The 14,343-nt window shown below is 72.6% G+C and carries 14 protein-coding genes and 4 pseudogenes; 16 read left to right on the top strand and 2 right to left on the bottom strand.

The genetic code is table 11. From position 1 onward, the window contains the following. The first annotated feature begins 142 nt into the window (after positions 1–142). The 8 genes and pseudogenes from AC1DSO_RS06950 to AC1DSO_RS06985 all read left to right on the top strand — a co-directional run bounded on the left by AC1DSO_RS06950 (position 143) and on the right by AC1DSO_RS06985 (position 3,723). Complete coding sequence (locus tag AC1DSO_RS06950; RefSeq protein WP_477068154.1) at positions 143–1,366, top strand: phage major capsid protein; 1,224 nt, start codon at positions 143–145, stop codon at positions 1,364–1,366. 44 nt (positions 1,367–1,410) lie between these two features. After that, positions 1,411–1,498: pseudogene (locus AC1DSO_RS06955) on the top strand (hypothetical protein); the annotation flags it as partial. 20 nt (positions 1,499–1,518) lie between these two features. After that, positions 1,519–1,788, top strand: a complete 270-nt coding sequence (locus tag AC1DSO_RS06960) for a head-tail connector protein (RefSeq protein ID WP_477068155.1) — start codon at positions 1,519–1,521, stop codon at positions 1,786–1,788. Beyond that, on the top strand, positions 1,785–2,183 hold the full coding sequence (locus tag AC1DSO_RS06965; protein ID WP_477068156.1) for a DUF3168 domain-containing protein: 399 nt from the start codon (positions 1,785–1,787) through the stop codon (positions 2,181–2,183). The genes AC1DSO_RS06960 and AC1DSO_RS06965 overlap by 4 nt, the downstream gene beginning before the upstream one ends. 15 nt (positions 2,184–2,198) lie before the next feature. After that, entirely contained in the window at positions 2,199–2,609 is a 411-nt protein-coding gene (locus AC1DSO_RS06970; RefSeq protein ID WP_047407406.1) for a phage major tail protein, TP901-1 family, read from the top strand. Between the two features lie 141 nt (positions 2,610–2,750). Next, positions 2,751–3,035 (top strand): GTA-gp10 family protein, encoded by a 285-nt coding sequence (locus AC1DSO_RS06975; protein WP_477068157.1) that lies wholly within the window; start codon positions 2,751–2,753, stop codon positions 3,033–3,035. Continuing rightward, complete coding sequence (locus tag AC1DSO_RS06980) at positions 3,032–3,208, top strand: phage tail assembly chaperone (RefSeq protein WP_477068158.1); 177 nt, start codon at positions 3,032–3,034, stop codon at positions 3,206–3,208. Before AC1DSO_RS06975 ends, AC1DSO_RS06980 begins: the two co-directional genes overlap by 4 nt. After that, positions 3,205–3,723 carry a phage tail tape measure protein gene (locus AC1DSO_RS06985; RefSeq protein ID WP_477068159.1) on the top strand — a complete coding sequence of 173 codons (519 nt, stop codon included), beginning with the start codon at positions 3,205–3,207 and terminating at the stop codon, positions 3,721–3,723. Before AC1DSO_RS06980 ends, AC1DSO_RS06985 begins: the two co-directional genes overlap by 4 nt. Positions 3,724–3,870: 147 nt before the next feature. On the opposite strand, the gene AC1DSO_RS06990 is transcribed toward AC1DSO_RS06985, so the two are convergent. Beyond that, positions 3,871–4,335 (bottom strand): DUF805 domain-containing protein, encoded by a 465-nt coding sequence (locus tag AC1DSO_RS06990; RefSeq protein ID WP_477068160.1) that lies wholly within the window; start codon positions 4,333–4,335, stop codon positions 3,871–3,873. A gap of 149 nt (positions 4,336–4,484) precedes the next feature. On the opposite strand from AC1DSO_RS06990, the gene AC1DSO_RS06995 reads away from it, so the two are divergent. Next, positions 4,485–5,117, top strand: a complete 633-nt coding sequence (locus AC1DSO_RS06995) for a phage distal tail protein, Rcc01695 family (protein ID WP_477068161.1) — start codon at positions 4,485–4,487, stop codon at positions 5,115–5,117. Further along, on the top strand, positions 5,117–5,749 hold the full coding sequence (locus AC1DSO_RS07000) for a baseplate hub domain-containing protein (protein WP_477068162.1): 633 nt from the start codon (positions 5,117–5,119) through the stop codon (positions 5,747–5,749). The genes AC1DSO_RS06995 and AC1DSO_RS07000 overlap by 1 nt, the downstream gene beginning before the upstream one ends. A gap of 77 nt (positions 5,750–5,826) precedes the next feature. Here the strand turns inward: AC1DSO_RS07000 and AC1DSO_RS07005 are convergent. After that, positions 5,827–5,892: pseudogene (locus AC1DSO_RS07005) on the bottom strand (hypothetical protein); the annotation flags it as partial. Positions 5,893–5,895: 3 nt separating this feature from the next. Between AC1DSO_RS07005 and AC1DSO_RS07010 the strand changes: the two are divergent. The 6 genes and pseudogenes from AC1DSO_RS07010 to AC1DSO_RS07035 form a co-directional block, all read left to right on the top strand. Next, positions 5,896–6,291 (top strand): annotated as a pseudogene (locus tag AC1DSO_RS07010) (NlpC/P60 family protein); the annotation flags it as partial. A gap of 12 nt (positions 6,292–6,303) precedes the next feature. Beyond that, entirely contained in the window at positions 6,304–10,020 is a 3,717-nt protein-coding gene (locus AC1DSO_RS07015) for a baseplate multidomain protein megatron (protein WP_477068163.1), read from the top strand. Positions 10,021–10,111: 91 nt separating this feature from the next. Continuing rightward, the gene (locus tag AC1DSO_RS07020; RefSeq protein WP_477068164.1) at positions 10,112–11,044 is read left to right on the top strand and encodes a DnaJ C-terminal domain-containing protein; all 933 of its coding nucleotides are present in this window, start codon (positions 10,112–10,114) and stop codon (positions 11,042–11,044) included. A gap of 6 nt (positions 11,045–11,050) precedes the next feature. Then, positions 11,051–11,134: pseudogene (locus AC1DSO_RS07025) on the top strand (hypothetical protein); the annotation flags it as partial. Positions 11,135–11,246: 112 nt separating this feature from the next. Then, a complete protein-coding gene (locus tag AC1DSO_RS07030; protein WP_477068165.1) occupies positions 11,247–13,829 on the top strand; it encodes a TonB-dependent receptor in 2,583 nt (860 codons plus the stop codon). A gap of 183 nt (positions 13,830–14,012) precedes the next feature. Further along, positions 14,013–14,333, top strand: a complete 321-nt coding sequence (locus AC1DSO_RS07035) for a PepSY domain-containing protein (RefSeq protein WP_056046973.1) — start codon at positions 14,013–14,015, stop codon at positions 14,331–14,333. Positions 14,334–14,343: the final 10 nt, after the last annotated feature.

The following is a 14,343-nucleotide window of genomic DNA, read 5'->3' on the forward strand; positions in this document are numbered from 1 at the left end:
TCCTCCCCCGCGTCGCGGGGGAGGTGGCCCGAAGGGCCGGAGGGGGCCAGCTCGGCCAACGTTCAGCTAGCCCCCTCAGTCGCTCCGCGACAGCTCCCCCGCATCGCGGGGGAGCATCCGTTTCCCCAAACCGGAGATCCCCATGAAGGAAACCAAACACGCGGCCTCGCCCGAGGCCCGCGCGGCGCTGACGGACGTGCTCACCGCGTTCGAGAGCTTCAAGGCCGCCAACGATACGCGGCTGGCCGCCATCGAGACCAAGCGGGCCGACGTCCTGCTGGAGGAGAAGGTCGGCCGCATCGACGAGGCGGTCGGCCGCGCCCAGGACCGCCTGGACCGGCTGATGGCCGACCTGCGCAGGCCTTCGCTCGCCGCTGACGCGCCGCTGGCGCGTGTGGACGAGCGCAAGGCCGCCTTCGACCACTATGTGAAGACCGGCGAGACGGCGGCGGCTCTGCTCGAGGCCAAGGGTTTGTCGGAAGGAACCGCCACGGCCGGCGGCTATGTCGCCCCGCCGGAGCTGGAGCGGCTGATCCTGCGTCGCCTGGCGGCCACCAGCCCGATGCGCGAGATCTGCCAGGTCCGCACCATCGGCTCGGGCAGTTTCCGCAAGCCGGTGTCGCCGACCGGCCTGGCCGCCGCCTGGGTGGCCGAGACCGCCGCCCGGCCCGAGACGACCGCGCCTACCCTGGACGTGATCGACTTCCCGGCCGGCGAGCTCTACGCCAGCCCGGCCGCCACCCAGGCCCTGCTGGACGACGCCTATGTCAGCATCGACGAGTGGCTGGCCGAGGAGGTGCAGGACGCCTTCGCCGCCCAGGAGACCTCGGCCTTCGTGACCGGCGACGGGGTCAACAAGCCCAAGGGCCTGCTGGCCTACACCGCCGCGCCGGACGCCTCGTACACGTGGGGCCAGGTCGGCTATCTGGCCACCGGCGTCGCGGGCGGCTGGCCGGCGACCAACCCGACCGACAAGCTGATCGACCTGATCTACGCGGCCAAGACCCAGTACCGCCAGAACGGCCGCTTCGTGATGAACCGCCGCTCGGTCAGCGCCGTGCGCAAGTTCAAGGACGCGCAAGGCAACTACATCTGGAACGCGGCCCTGCAGCCGGGCCAGTCGGCGTCCTTGCTCGGCTTCCCGGTCACCGAGATCGAGGCCATGCCCGACGTCGCCGCCAACACCTGCCCGGTGGCGTTCGGCGACTTCGAGAAGGGCTACCTGATCGTCGACCGCGCCGGCGTGCGGGTGCTGCGCGACCCGTACTCGGCCAAGCCGCACGTGCTGTTCTACACCACCAAGCGCGTCGGCGGCGGCGTGCAGAACTTCGACGCCGTGAAGCTGCTGAAGTTCGCGGCGAGCTAGAGGTCTAGCCCGGTCACTTGCCCCCACCTGACCGCTACGCGGTCGTCCGCCCCCGGAGGGGGCGGAAGGTTACGCGCCGTCCTTCTTCCCCCTCCGGGGGAGGAGCGCCGTAGGCGCGGAGGGGGCAAGTGACCCCATCTCTGGAAACCCCCATGCCCCAATCTCTCACCCTGGCCGAGGCCCGGGCGTTCCTGCGCGCGCCCGATGCTTCGGAAGACGCGATCCTCACCCTCCTGATCGACGCCGCCGAGGCCCGCGTCGCCGCCGCCGCCGGCGTCGCCCTGACCCCGGCCAGCCCCGCCCCGCTGCGTCTGTCGGTCCTGACCCTGGTCGCCCACGCCTACGAGCACCGTGATGCCGGAGAGCCCTCGCTGTCCCTCGTCGAGCCGTGGCTGACCCCTTACCGAAAGGCCCGGCTGTGACCGACAAGCCCTTGATCGACGCCCTGGTCGCGACTTTGAAGGCCGCGCCCGCCGTCACCGCCGTGGTCGGCCAGCGGATCCACGCCATGGCCCCGCGCCTGCCGACCTATCCCTGCGTCGTGGTCAGTCGGTCGGAGGGTCGACCAGTCGGCGGCGTCGATGGGGAGGGCATCGAGCATCTGCTGACCCTGACCTGCGCCAGCCGGTTCGGCGGTCCGGAAGAGGCCCGCGCCCTGGTCGCCGCCGTCCGCGCGGCCCTGCACGACGCCAAACCCGGCCTGGCCGGCCGGCGGCTGGTCAATCTGCGCGTCCCCTATGCCGACGTCTTCGCCGGCGCCGACCGCGAGACCACCCTGGGCATCGTCCGCGTGCGGGCGGTGACCGAAGCCCCCTAGGAAAGGACACCGCCCATGGCCGCCCAAGCCGGCAAGGACATCCTGCTGAAGATCAGCGACGGGGCGTCCAGCTTCGTCACCGTCGCGGGCCTGCGCGCCCGCACCATCAGCCTCAACGCCAAGACCATCGACGCCACCGACAGCGACAGCGCCGGCCGCTGGCGCGAGCTGCTGGCCGGGGCCGGGGTGCGCTCGGTGGCCGTGTCGGGCTCGGGCGTCTTTCGCGACGCCGCCTCCGACGCCCAGGTGCGCCAGAGCTTCTTCGACCAGTCGGCCCGCACCTGGCGACTGATCGTGCCGGACTTCGGCCAGCTGGAGGGGGCGTTCATCGTCGCGGCTCTGGAATACGCCGGCGAACACGACGGCGAAGCCGCGTTCGCGCTGAGTTTGGCGTCGGCCGGGGCGGTGACGTTCACGGCGATTTAGATCGGGTCACTTGCCCCCACCTGACCTGCTGCGCAGGTCGTCCGCCCCCGGGAGGGGGCGGAAGGCGCGCGTGATCCTTCTTCCCCCTCCGGGGGAGGAGGGCCGCAGGCCCGGAGGGGGCAAGTAAAAAAGGAAACTCCCATGCTCCCTCCCAACCCCGCCCGCGGCGAAGTCCTCGTCACCCTGGCCGGCGCGCCGCGGCGGCTGTGCCTGACGCTGGGCGCCCTGGCCCGGATCGAGGCCGCCCTGGGCCTGTCCGACTGGTCGCAACTGCCCGACCGCATCGCCACCCTCAGCGCCCAGGACCTGACCGCCGTGCTCGCCGCCCTGCTGGACGGCGGCGGCGAGTCCGCCGACATCGCCGGCCGGGCAACGGTCCCCGAGGCCGCCAGCGCCCTGGCCGCCGCGCTCGCGGCCTGCGCGTGAGCTGGTCCGAGCCACTGCGCCTGGCCGTCCGGCTGGGTGTCCCGCCCGAGGCCTTCTGGCGCCTGTCGCTGAAGGAGTGGCGGGCGCTGACCGAGACGCCGGCGGCCCCGGTGCTGACCCGCCCGGGCCTGTCCGCCCTGATCGCCCGCTATCCCGACGAGGAGTTCCCATGAGCTTTGAACCCGACGGCCTCTCCGCCGTCCCCGCCCGCGCCGCCGAGGCGGCCGCGGCCCTGGACGCCCTGAAGGCCCCCGCCGAACGCGCCGCGCGCTCGATCGACGACGCCTTCGCACGCGCCGGGGCCTCCCTGGCGAGGTCGCTGGCCCGCGCCGCCTCGGACGGCCAGGTGTCGCTGGGCGAGCTGGCCCGCGCGGTGCTGGGCGCGGCGGGGTCGGCCCTGAAGGGCGGCCTCGGCGAGGCGCTGGGCAAGGGCTTCGGCGGCGGCTTTGCAGGGACCCGGGCCGACGGCGGCCCGGTGCTGCCGGGCGGGACCTATCTGGTCGGCGAGCGCGGGCCGGAGGTGTTCCGTCCCATGGGCGCGGGCAGCATCGAGCCGGTCGGCGCTGGCGGCGGGGTGTCGGTGACGGTCAACGTCCAGGGTGGYGAGGTCGGCGGCCTGGTCCGCTCCGACGCCCAGCTGGCCCAGGCGCTGGCGCGGGCTGTGAGCCTGGGCGCGCGGCGTCTTTGAAAGTGGAGAGCGCCCCCTCCGTCTCGTCGCGTATTCGCGCCGATCCACCTCCCCCGCTGCGCAGGGGAGGAGGGTTTCCTCCTCACCCGTGAAACGGGGGAGGTGGCGCGATGCGCAGCATCGTGACGGAGGGGGCGCTTCTCCGCCCTACAGCGCCACCGCCGCCGTGTCGGTCGGGGGCGCGCCGTACTTGTTGTCGCCGACCTGGCCGCTGCTGCAGCCCACCCACAGGGTGAAGGCCAGCCAGATGGCGAAGGCGATGAAGCACGAGGCGAAGAAACCGCCCAGGGCCGCCAGGGCCGAGATCTCGGGCTCGCCGTTGGTCAGGGCCGCGATGGCCGGCAGCACGCCGATCGACAGGGCCGCGCCCGTCACCAGGACCGGACCGAAGACCACCGGCAGCACCTGCCACCAGCCGGTTTGACCCATGTCGTGCAGGCGCTTGGTATGGATGCAGACGCTGGCATAGATCACCACCAGCATCAGCAGGTGGCCGATCACCGGGATGGCGTTCAGCACCGCGCTCGCGCCCAACAGGCAGAGCCAGCCGATCCAGAACGCCTGGCGGCCGATGCGGCCTTCCGGCGACAGGAACAGGGTCTTCCAATCCATCTCGATCTCCAATCTCGGACCCATAGGTAGGGCCCGGCGACCCGCCAATGAAGTGAAAAGCGGGTCATGACGCAGACTTAATGGCGTTCGACCGCCAACAGCTCCGCTTGGAGTCGCACTTTCCGCAAAACGTTTCTGTGAGGATCGCCATGAGCGAGTTCCATGAGGTGCGCCTGCCGGCGCGCCTGGCGTTCGGCTGCACCGGCGGCGTCGAGCGGCGTACCGAGATCGTCACCCTGTCCTCGGGCTTCGAGCGGCGGACCAGCCCCCTGGCCTCGAGCCGCCGCCGCTACCTGGTCGCCACCGCGACCCGGCCGCTGGACGAGGTCGCCGAGCTGGTGTCCTTCTTCGAGGCCCGGCGGGGGCGGCTGACGGGTTTTCGCTTCCGCGACCCGGCCGACTTCAAGTCGGGCGCTCCCTCGGCCCAGCCGGCGGCGAGCGACCAGGCGATCGGGACCGGCGACGGGACGCGCAAGGTCTTCCCGCTGACCAAGACCTACGGGACCGGCCCCGAGGCCGTGGTCCGTCCGATCGCCAAGCCGGTGGCCGGGACGGTGAAGGTGGCCGTGGCTGGCGCGGCCCTGGCGGCCGGGGCTTTTTCGGTCGATCCGACGACGGGCCTGGTCACCCTCAACGTGGCCCCGGCGGCCGGGGCGGCGGTGACGGCGGGGTTCGAGTTCGACACGCCGGTGCGGTTCGACCTCGATAGGCTGGACGTGACCCTGGAGGGCTTCGCCGCCGGCCGGGTGGCCGCCTGCGCCCTGGTCGAGGTGCGGGTCTGATGCGCGCGCTGCCGGAAGGGCTGGACACCGCCCGCCTGTGCCAGGCCTGGATCGTCACGCGGAGCGACGGCGTGACCCTGGGCTTCACCGACCACGACCGCGACCTCGTCGTTGACGGGGTGACCTGCCGGGCCGGCGGCGGCTGGAGCCCTGGAACCCGCGACAGCGCCGCCGGCTACGCGCCGGGCCAGGGCGCGGCCCTGGGCGTGCTGGACGACGCCGGGATCGCCGAGGCCGACCTCGCCGCCGGCCTCTATGACGGGGCCAAGGTCGCCCTGCTGCGGGTCGACTGGAGCGCGCCCTCGCGCGTGGTGCGCCTGTGGACCGCGACCATCGCGGCGGCGACCCGCGAAGGCGAGGCGTTCACCGCGACCCTGACCGGGCCGCTGGCCGGGCTGGAACGGGTGGCCGGCCGGACCTTCACCCGGTTGTGCGACGCGCGGCTGGGGGATGGGCGGTGCGGCGTGGATCTGGCGGCCCATCCGGGCGCGACGTGTGACAAGCGCTGGGCGACGTGTGTGGGCGTCTTCGCCAATGGCGTGAACTTCCGAGGTTTCCCGACCAGTCCCGGCGAGGACTTCCTGACGCTGTACCCGGTGGAGGGTGAGCGGAATGACGGGGGGAGGCGGTGAGGCCCGACCTAGCCGGGCTCCCCCCACCTGACCTGCTGCGCAGGTCGTCCGCCCCCAAAGGCGGGCGGAAGGAGATCCTTCCTCCCCCATCGGGGGAGGGGGACCGCCGAACGGCGGTGGAGGGGGCCTGCCGCATCCTCCACGAAACCCGGCCCTGGCTCGGCACCCCCTATCGTCACCAGGCCTCGGCCCTGGGCGCCGGCTGCGACTGCCTGGGCCTGGTGCGGGGCGTCTGGCGCGCCATCCACGGCGTCGAGCCCGAAGCCCCGCCGCCCTATCGTCCCGACTGGGCCGAGACCGGCGGGCGCGAGCTGCTGCTGGAGGCGTTCGGCCGCTGGCTGATCCCCATTCCGCTGGCGGACGCCCGCCCGGGCGACGTCCTCGTCTTCCGCATGGCCGCCGGCGCCATCGCCAAGCACTGCGCGATCCAGTCGGCTCCCGACCGCATGATCCACGCCTATTGGGGCCGGGCCTGCGTCGAGGGCGCCCTGGGCCGCTGGTGGCGCGAGCGGCTGGTGGCGGCGTTCAGATTTCCCTTCTGACCAGGAGGCCGCATGGCCCAGATGATCCTTTCCAGCGTCGGCGCGGCGATCGGCGGGCCGTTCGGGGCCGTCGCCGGCGCGGCCTTGGGCGCGATGGTCGACCAGGCGGCGCTCAGCGCCCTGACCCCCGCCCGCCAGATCGGGCCGCGCATTCCCGAGCTGCGCCTGACCGGGGCGGCCGAGGGCGCGGCGCTGCCTTGTGTCTATGGACGCGCGCGCGTCGGGGGGCAGGTGATCTGGGCCGCGCGGTTCCGCGAGCGCCGGGTCGAGGGCCGGGTCGGCGGCTCCAAGGGCCAGAAGACCACCGCCTACGCCTACAGCCTGTCGTTCGCCGTCGCCGTGGCCGAGGGTCCGATCGACGGGATCGGCCGGGTCTGGGCCGACGGCAAGGTCATGGACCTGTCCGGCGCGACGATGCGCGTCCACCGCGGGGCCGAGGATCAGGCCCCGGACCCGCTGATCGCCGCCATCGAAGGCGTCGCGCCGGCCTATCGCGGCGTGGCCTATGTGGTGTTCGAGGACCTGCCGCTCGAACCTTACGGAAACCGCCCGCCGCAGCTGTCGTTCGAGGTCTTCCGCCGGCCGCGCGCGCCCGACGCGCCGCCGGGCCTGGAGGAGCGCTTGAAGGGCGTCTGCCTGATCCCCGGCGCGGGCGAGTTCGTCTACGCCACGCAGGCCGTGCTGCGCCGCGAGGGCCTGACCCGCACCGCGTCCGAGAGCGTGCACAACGGCGAAGGCCGGCCCGATCTGGTCGTGGCGCTTGACCAGCTTCAGACCCAGCTGCCCAACGTCGACCACGTGACCTTGGTGGTCGCCTGGTTCGGGACCGACCTGCGCTGCGGCCAGTGCCAGATCAGGCCCGGCGTCGAGCAGGCGGCCAAGGACACGCTGCCGATCGCCTGGAGCGTGGCGGGGGTCGATCGCGCCGGCGCTCACCTGGTGTCGCTGAAGGACGGCGCCCCGGCCTATGGCGGCACGCCGGCCGACGCGGTGGTGCTGCAGGCCATCGCCGAGCTGAAGCGGCGCGGGCTGAAGGTCACCCTCTATCCGTTCATCCTGATGGACCCGCCGGCCGGCCAGCCGGCCTATCCGTGGCGCGGCCGGGTCAGCTGCGAGGTCGGCGCCGACGGGACCGCCGCGGCGACGACCCAGGTCAACGCCTTCTTCGACGGGACCTGGGGTCTGCGCCGGATGGTGCTGCACCAGGCCAGCCTGGCGGCCCAGGCGGGCGGGGTGGACGGCTTCGTGCTGGCTTCGGAGCTGCGCGGCCTGACCACCACGCGCGGCGCGGGCGGGAGCTATCCGGCCGTCGCCAAGCTGAAGAGCCTGGCCGCCGAGGTCCGGGCCGTCGTCGGTCCGGCGACCAAGCTGGGCTACGCCGCCGACTGGTCGGAATACTTCGGCCATCAGCCCGGTGGCGGCCATGCCGTGTTCCACCTCGACCCGCTGTGGGCCGATCCGAACATCGATTTCGTCGGCGTCGACTGGTACCCGCCGGTCACCGACTGGCGCGAGGGCGAGACCCACCTGGACGCCGCCGCCGGCTTCGAAGGGCCGCACGATCCGGCCTATCTGCGCGCCGGCCTGGCGGGCGGCGAAAACTTCGACTGGTACTACGCCAGCCAGGCCGCGCGTGACGGCCAAGCCCGTAGCCCGATCACCGACGGCGCCCACGGCGAGGCCTGGATGTTCCGCGCCAAGGACCTGAAGGCCTGGTGGAGCAATCCACACCACGACCGGCCCGCCGGTGTGCGCTCGGCCACGCCGACCGCCTGGGTCCCGAAATCGAAGCCGATCCGCCTGACCGAGTTCGGCTGCCCGGCCGTCGACAAGGGAGCCAATTCGCCCAACCTGTTCGTCGATCCCAAGAGCTCCGAGAGCGTCCTGCCGCCCTATTCGACGGGCGAGCGCGACGACTTCGGCCAGCGGCGCTATCTGGAGGCGGTGCTGGCCTGGCTGGCCGACCCGGCCGCCAATCCGGTCTCGCCCAGCTATGGCGGGCCGATGGTCGAGGCGGCCAGCGCCTGGTGCTGGGACGCCCGGCCGTTCCCCGACTTTCCGGCCCGGTCCGACGTCTGGAGCGACGGCGGCAACTGGGTGCTGGGCCACTGGCTGACCGGCCGGGCCGGGATCGCGCCGCTGCCCGAGCTGATCCAGGCCCTGGGCGCGCGGGCGGGTGTCACCATCGATCCCGGCGAGGCGGGCGGGGCGGTGGGCGGCTACGTGCTCGACCGGCCGATGCGGCTGCGGGATGCGCTGTCGCCCCTGACCGAGGCCTTCGCCCTGGATCCGGTCGAACGCAGCGACCACGTGAAGATGTTGAGCCGTTCGGGGCGGCCCGTGGCGGCCTTGGCCGACGACGACCTTGTCCTGCCCGACGACGGGCCGGCCGAGACGCAGACCCGCGCCCTCGATCCCGCCGCCGAGGCCCTGCGCCTGCGCTTCATCGACGCCGCCCGCGACTATCAGGTCGGGGCGCTGGTCGTGCGCCGCGAGACGGGGCAGGGGACCCGCGACGCCGACGCGCCGATCGTGCTGGCCGCGTCCGAGGCCGAGGCCGTGGCCCGGCGCATGCTGGCCGCCGACGAAGCGGCGCGGCGCTCGCGGATCGTGCGGCTGTCGCCCTCGGCCGCCCTGCGCTTCGAGGCCGGCGACCGCCTGGCCCTGGACGGCGCGACCTGGCGGGTGCTGCGCCTGGACATCGACGAACGCCCGCGCGCCACCTTGGTCCCCGTGTTGGCCGGCCATGGCGTCGGCGATGGCGTCGACTGGAGCCCGGCCCCGCCGCGCGAGCCGCCCGCGCCGCCGGTGCTGCACGTGCTGGACCTACCCTCGGACGGGGCGCTTGCCGACGACGCTCGGCCCCTGGTCGCGGCGGCCGGCGAGCCGTGGCGGCCGCTGGAGGTCCATGCCGGTTCCAGCGTCGAGACCCTGACGGTCCGCGCCCGCCTGGCCGGCCCGGCGACGCTGGGCCAGACCCTGACCGACCTACCGCCCGCCTCGCCGCATCGCCTGGATCGGTCGGCGAGCCTGACCGTGCGGATGGAGGGGACGAGCCTGGCCTCCGCGCCCTTGGCGGCCGTGCTGGCCGGGGAGAACGCCGTGGCGATCCGCGCGCCGTCGGGCGACTGGGAGGTGATCGCCTTCCAGGCCGCCGAACTGGTCGCGTCCGACGTCTGGCGGCTCACCGGCCTGCTGCGTGGCCAACGCGATGGCGCGGCGACCGAGGCCCTGATCCCGACCGGCGCGCCGGTGGTGTTGCTGGACGAGGCGGTGGTCCCGATGATGGTCGCGGCCTTCGAGCGCGGGGCGCCGCTCGTGGTCCGCGCCGCGCCGGCGGGCGGGCCGCCGTCGGGGCCGGCGATGAGCGAGGTTTCCACCGTCTGGATCGGCCGCGCCCTGCGGCCGCTGGCCCCGGCCCACCTGCGCCAGCGGCTGGTCGGCGGCGACCTGGCGTTCTCGTGGATCCGCCGCGCCCGGGTCGGCGGCGATGTCTGGGAGGGCGAGGTCCCCTTAGGCGAGGGCGCCGAGCGTTACCGCGTGCGGGTCTTGGACGGGACCGCCGTGCTACGCATGGCGGAGGTCGAAACGCCCGCCTTCCTCTACACCGCCGCCATGCGAGCCGCCGACGCGCCATCGGCCGCCACGCGGCTGGAAGTCGTCCAGGGCGGAGCGCTTTACGGCTGGGGCGCTCCCCTCGTTTTAGGCTTGGGGACGACAGGTCTGTGATCCGAAAGCCACAGGGAGGCTTGCGCGCCGCTCTGGACGTTCTAGATGGAGGGCGATACCCACACTGCCCTTCACCGGAGAGATCCCTACCTTGGCGCGCGACCCCTATCTGGAACTCGGCGTTTCCCGCACCGCGACCGCGGACGAGATCCGCAAGGCGTTCCGCAAGCTCGCCAAGGCCCACCATCCGGACGCCAATCCGGGGGACAAGAAGGCCGAGGACAAGTTCAAACAGGTCAGCGCCGCCTTCGACATCCTGGGCGACGCCGAGAAGCGCAAGAAGTTCGACCTGGGCCAGATCGACGCCGACGGGCGCGAGACCATGCGCGGCTTCGGCGGCCAGCCCGGCAACGGCCCGTTCAACGCCGGCGGCTTCGGTCGTGGCGGCTTCCACCGCGAGGAGGGGCCGGAGATCGACCTCTCCGAACTGTTCGGCGGCATGTTCAACCAGGGCGGCGGACGCGGTCCGTTCGGCGGCGGCGGCCAGGCCGGCGGCTTCGCCAGCAAGGGGGCGGACGTCAAGGCGCGGCTCGACATCGACCTGGAAGAGGCGATCAAGGGCGGCAAGAAGCGCGTGGCCTTCTCGGACGGCCGCACGATCGACGTCACCATCCCGGTCGGGGCCCAGGAAGGCCAAACCCTGCGCCTGAAGGGCCAGGGCGGCCAGGGGCGCGGCGGGGCCGGCGACGCCCTGATCGAACTGGTGATCAAGCCGCACCCGATCTATCGCCGCGAGGGCGACCAGCTGGTCATGGACCTGCCGATCTCGATCCCCGACGCGGTGCTGGGCGGCAAGGTCGAGGCCCCGACCCCCGACGGCAATGTCATGCTGGCCGTGCCCAAGGCCAGCAACAGCGGCCAGACGCTTCGCTTGAAAGGCCGCGGCATGCCCGACGCCAAGGGCAAGCGCGGCGACCTGCTGGCCCGCCTGGTGGTGACCCTGCCGGAGACGGTCGACCAGGATCTGGAGAAGTTCGCCCAGGCCTGGCGGGAGCAGAAGCCCTACACGCCGAAGCGGAAGTAGGGGGCGGAGCGCCCCCTCCGTCACGATGCGTATCCGCATCGCGCCACCTCCCCCGTTTCACGGGTGAGGAGGAAACCCTCCTCCCCTGCGCAGCGGGGGAGGTGGCCCGGAGGGCCGGAGGGGGCGCTTTCCGCCCCTTGCCTCTCGCCCGCGCCCATCCTAGGGAATTCCTGGGTTCAGGTTCGGCGTCGGGGCGGCTTTGATGGTTCTGGTCAGCGTCCTGGCGCTCCTGCAGATCGCCGCGCCCGTTCAGGAGACACCGGTTACCCCGCCGCCGCCCGAGAGCGAGCAGACCGGTCTCGTCGACAGTCTGGTGATCAAGGCCGCGCCGCGCGGCAAGACCGAAGGCCCCGTCCAGCCCGACCTGACCCTGGACGCCGCCGAGATCGAGGGCACGGGGGCCAGCACCGTGCAGGAGCTGATCGCGCTACTGGGGGCCGAGATCTCGACCGGCGAGCCCGACGCCCCGCCGCCGATCTACCTGGCCAATGGCCGGCGCATCTCGGGCTTCCAGGAGATCAGCGGCCTGCCGGCCCAGGCCATCCAGCGCATGGACGTGCTGTCGCCGGCCGCGGCCCTGTCCTACGGCTATCGGCCCAACCAGCGGGTCGTGAACTTCATCCTGCGCAAGCGCTTCGCCTCGGTCGCCGTCGAGGCCGAGGAGACGGGCGCCACGGCCGGCGGCCGCCACGCCGAGCATCTGAACGGCGACCTGTTCCGCCTGGCCGGCGACGAGCGGACCACGGCGGGCTTCGACTGGCGCCGGGAATCGACCCTATTCGAGGCCGAGCGCGACATCGTCCGCGCTCCTTCGGCGACCTCGCCCTACGGCCTCGTGGGCAACGTCGCCGGTTCGCCATTCGGCAGCGAGATCGACCCGGCCCTGTCGGCTCTGGCCGGCGGCCGCGTCACCTTGGTCCGCGCTCCAGAGGCGGCGGCGGACGGGTCCGTCCCGCTGTCGGCCTTCGCGGCGGGCGCGGGCAATCCCGAACTGACCGGCGTCACCGCCAACCGCAGCCTGCTGCCGTCGCTGGAGCAGGGGACCTTCAAGGCCGCCATCACCCGCGACCTGGCCCGCAAGGTCAGCGTCACCCTGAGCGTCAATCTCGAGGACGCCCAGCGCACCAGCTATCTGGGCCTGCCCGCCACCTCGGTGAAGCTGCCGGCGGGCAGCCCGTTCTCGCCGTTCGCGCGGGACGTCACCGTCTATCGCTATCTCGACGCGCCCTGGTCGCAACGGCGCGAGGTCGACGCCTTCAAGGGGCAACTGGCCATGGCCGCCAACGGCTATGTCGGCGACTGGCGCTGGTCGCTGACCGGCAACTACGACCGCAACACCAGCGAGACGGTGACCGGTCGCGGCGTCGACTCCAGCGCCTGGAAGACCGCCATCGCCGCCCGCGATCCGGCGGTCAATCCGTTCGGTCCAGTCCCCCGCGCCCTGCTCAAGGCCAACCCGCGCGACCGCGCCAAGTCGAAGTCCAACGCCGCCAAGGCCGAGCTGGTCTTGAACGGCGACGTCGCCGAGATCCCGGCCGGCCGCATCTCCTCGACGGTCAAGGTCGGCGGCGAGCGGGTCAAGCAGACCTCCGACGCCGTCCGCGCCAATGTGCCGACCCACAGCGCCTATGACCGCCGCGTGGTCTCGGTGCAGGGCGACATCGACGTGCCGCTGGCCAGTCGCTCGCACGAGGTGCTGCCGGCGCTGGGCGAGCTGACCGCCAGCCTGAACGCCGGCTACGACGTCCAGACCTACAAGGACCGCCTGGCGTTCGGCGCGGGCCTGCACTGGTCGCCGGACAAGCTGCTGACCTTCAATCTCAGCGTCAGCCAGGAAGAGACCGCGCCCAACGCCAACCAGATCGCCGACCCGGTGGTGCTGACCCCCAGCGTCACGGTGTTCGACTTCGCCACCGGCCAGAGCGTCACGGTCAGCCGGCTCGAAGGCGGCAACACCGGCCTGATGAACGACCGCCGCAAGGTGCTGCGGGCCGGGGTCAACCTGCGCCCGATGGGGCGCGAGGGCGGCCCGACGCGGCTGACCCTGAACGCCAACTATGTGCGCACCCGGATCGAGGATCCGATCTCGTCCTTCCCGCTGATCACCCCGGCCCTGGAGGCGGCCTTCCCCGAGCGCTTCACCCGCAACGCCGACGGCGCCCTGACGGCGATCGACAGCCGTCCGCTGAACTTCGAGGCCATCGACCGCGAGGAGCTGCGCGGCGGGATCAACCTGACGCGGTTCCTGGGCCAGACCGCCGACAAGAAGGGCGCGGTCAAGAAGGACCGCAAGCAGGCTGGCCAGGTGCAGCTGTCGGTCAACTACACCTGGCGGCTGCGCGACGAGACCACCTTGCGCCGGGGCCTGGCCCCGCTGGACCTGCTGAACGGCGCCAGCACCAGCCGCCGGGGCCAGCCCAAACGCGAGCTGAGCTTCCGCCTCAACGCCTTCAAGCAGGGCGTCGGCTTCAACTTGAACGGAAACTGGCGCGGCGGCAGCGTCATCGACGCCGGCCCGACCAACGGTGGGGCCCTGCGCTTCGACGACCAGGCCACGATCAACCTGTCGGCCTTCTACGAGGTCCCGCGCGACGTGAAGGCGGGCAAGGCGTCCAGGTGGCTGGCCGGGACCCGGATCACCCTGGCGGCCGACAACCTGTTCTACAGCCGCCCGATCGTGAAGGACGCCAAGGGCGCCACGCCCCAGGCCTATCAGGCCGACTACCTGGACCCGCTGGGGCGCACGGTGCGGCTGACCTTCCGGAAGAGCCTGATCGCGATGTGACCGAAATTCCCTCTCTCTGAGAGAGGGGTTTTGGCGCGAACCCTGACCGCCTCGTGACCGCCCGCGACGGATCTGGGCCGTCCGGCGCGTTGGAAGCGTGTCTATCCGTGACAGAAGGACGCAGCCCGTTCATAACCCCTGCGTTCAGTCTCCATTCAGCCGGGGTCCGTTAGACCGGAGAGCATGAAAACGATCCGCGTCATTCTCGTCGCCGCCGCGCTGGCCGCCGCCCTTCCGGGCATGGCGTCCGCGCAGCGTCGTGGCCCTGACTCGCTGGGCGCCGATTGGCGCGCCCAGTCGGACCAGGCGCGGGGCGGCGTGCAGTCGGGCCAGCTGGTGCCGTTGTCGCGGGTGATCGAGATGATCGGCCGCCGCGTGCCGGGCCGGGTGCTGGACGCGGGCCTCGAGGGCTCCACCTATCGTGTCCGTTGGGCCGCGGCCGACGGCCGTCGTATCGACTTCATCGTCGACGCCCGCACGGGTCAAATCCTCAGCGGGGGCTAAGGAGCTTTCT

It is taken from the genome of Caulobacter sp. P4_E5, assembly GCF_056401555.1.

Excerpts from the sequence above, each read along its gene's own strand:
- AC1DSO_RS06950 (WP_477068154.1), top strand. The coding sequence starts at position 143 with ATGAAGGAAACCAAACACGCGGCCTCGCCCGAGGCCCGCGCGGCGCTG.
- AC1DSO_RS06960 (WP_477068155.1), top strand. The coding sequence starts at position 1,519 with ATGCCCCAATCTCTCACCCTGGCCGAGGCCCGGGCGTTCCTGCGCGCG.
- AC1DSO_RS06970 (WP_047407406.1), top strand. The coding sequence starts at position 2,199 with ATGGCCGCCCAAGCCGGCAAGGACATCCTGCTGAAGATCAGCGACGGG.
- AC1DSO_RS06975 (WP_477068157.1), top strand. The coding sequence starts at position 2,751 with ATGCTCCCTCCCAACCCCGCCCGCGGCGAAGTCCTCGTCACCCTGGCC.
- AC1DSO_RS06990 (WP_477068160.1), bottom strand. The coding sequence starts at position 4,335 with ATGGATTGGAAGACCCTGTTCCTGTCGCCGGAAGGCCGCATCGGCCGC.
- AC1DSO_RS06995 (WP_477068161.1), top strand. The coding sequence starts at position 4,485 with ATGAGCGAGTTCCATGAGGTGCGCCTGCCGGCGCGCCTGGCGTTCGGC.
- AC1DSO_RS07000 (WP_477068162.1), top strand. The coding sequence starts at position 5,117 with ATGCGCGCGCTGCCGGAAGGGCTGGACACCGCCCGCCTGTGCCAGGCC.
- AC1DSO_RS07015 (WP_477068163.1), top strand. The coding sequence starts at position 6,304 with ATGGCCCAGATGATCCTTTCCAGCGTCGGCGCGGCGATCGGCGGGCCG.
- AC1DSO_RS07030 (WP_477068165.1), top strand. The coding sequence starts at position 11,247 with ATGGTTCTGGTCAGCGTCCTGGCGCTCCTGCAGATCGCCGCGCCCGTT.
- AC1DSO_RS07035 (WP_056046973.1), top strand. The coding sequence starts at position 14,013 with ATGAAAACGATCCGCGTCATTCTCGTCGCCGCCGCGCTGGCCGCCGCC.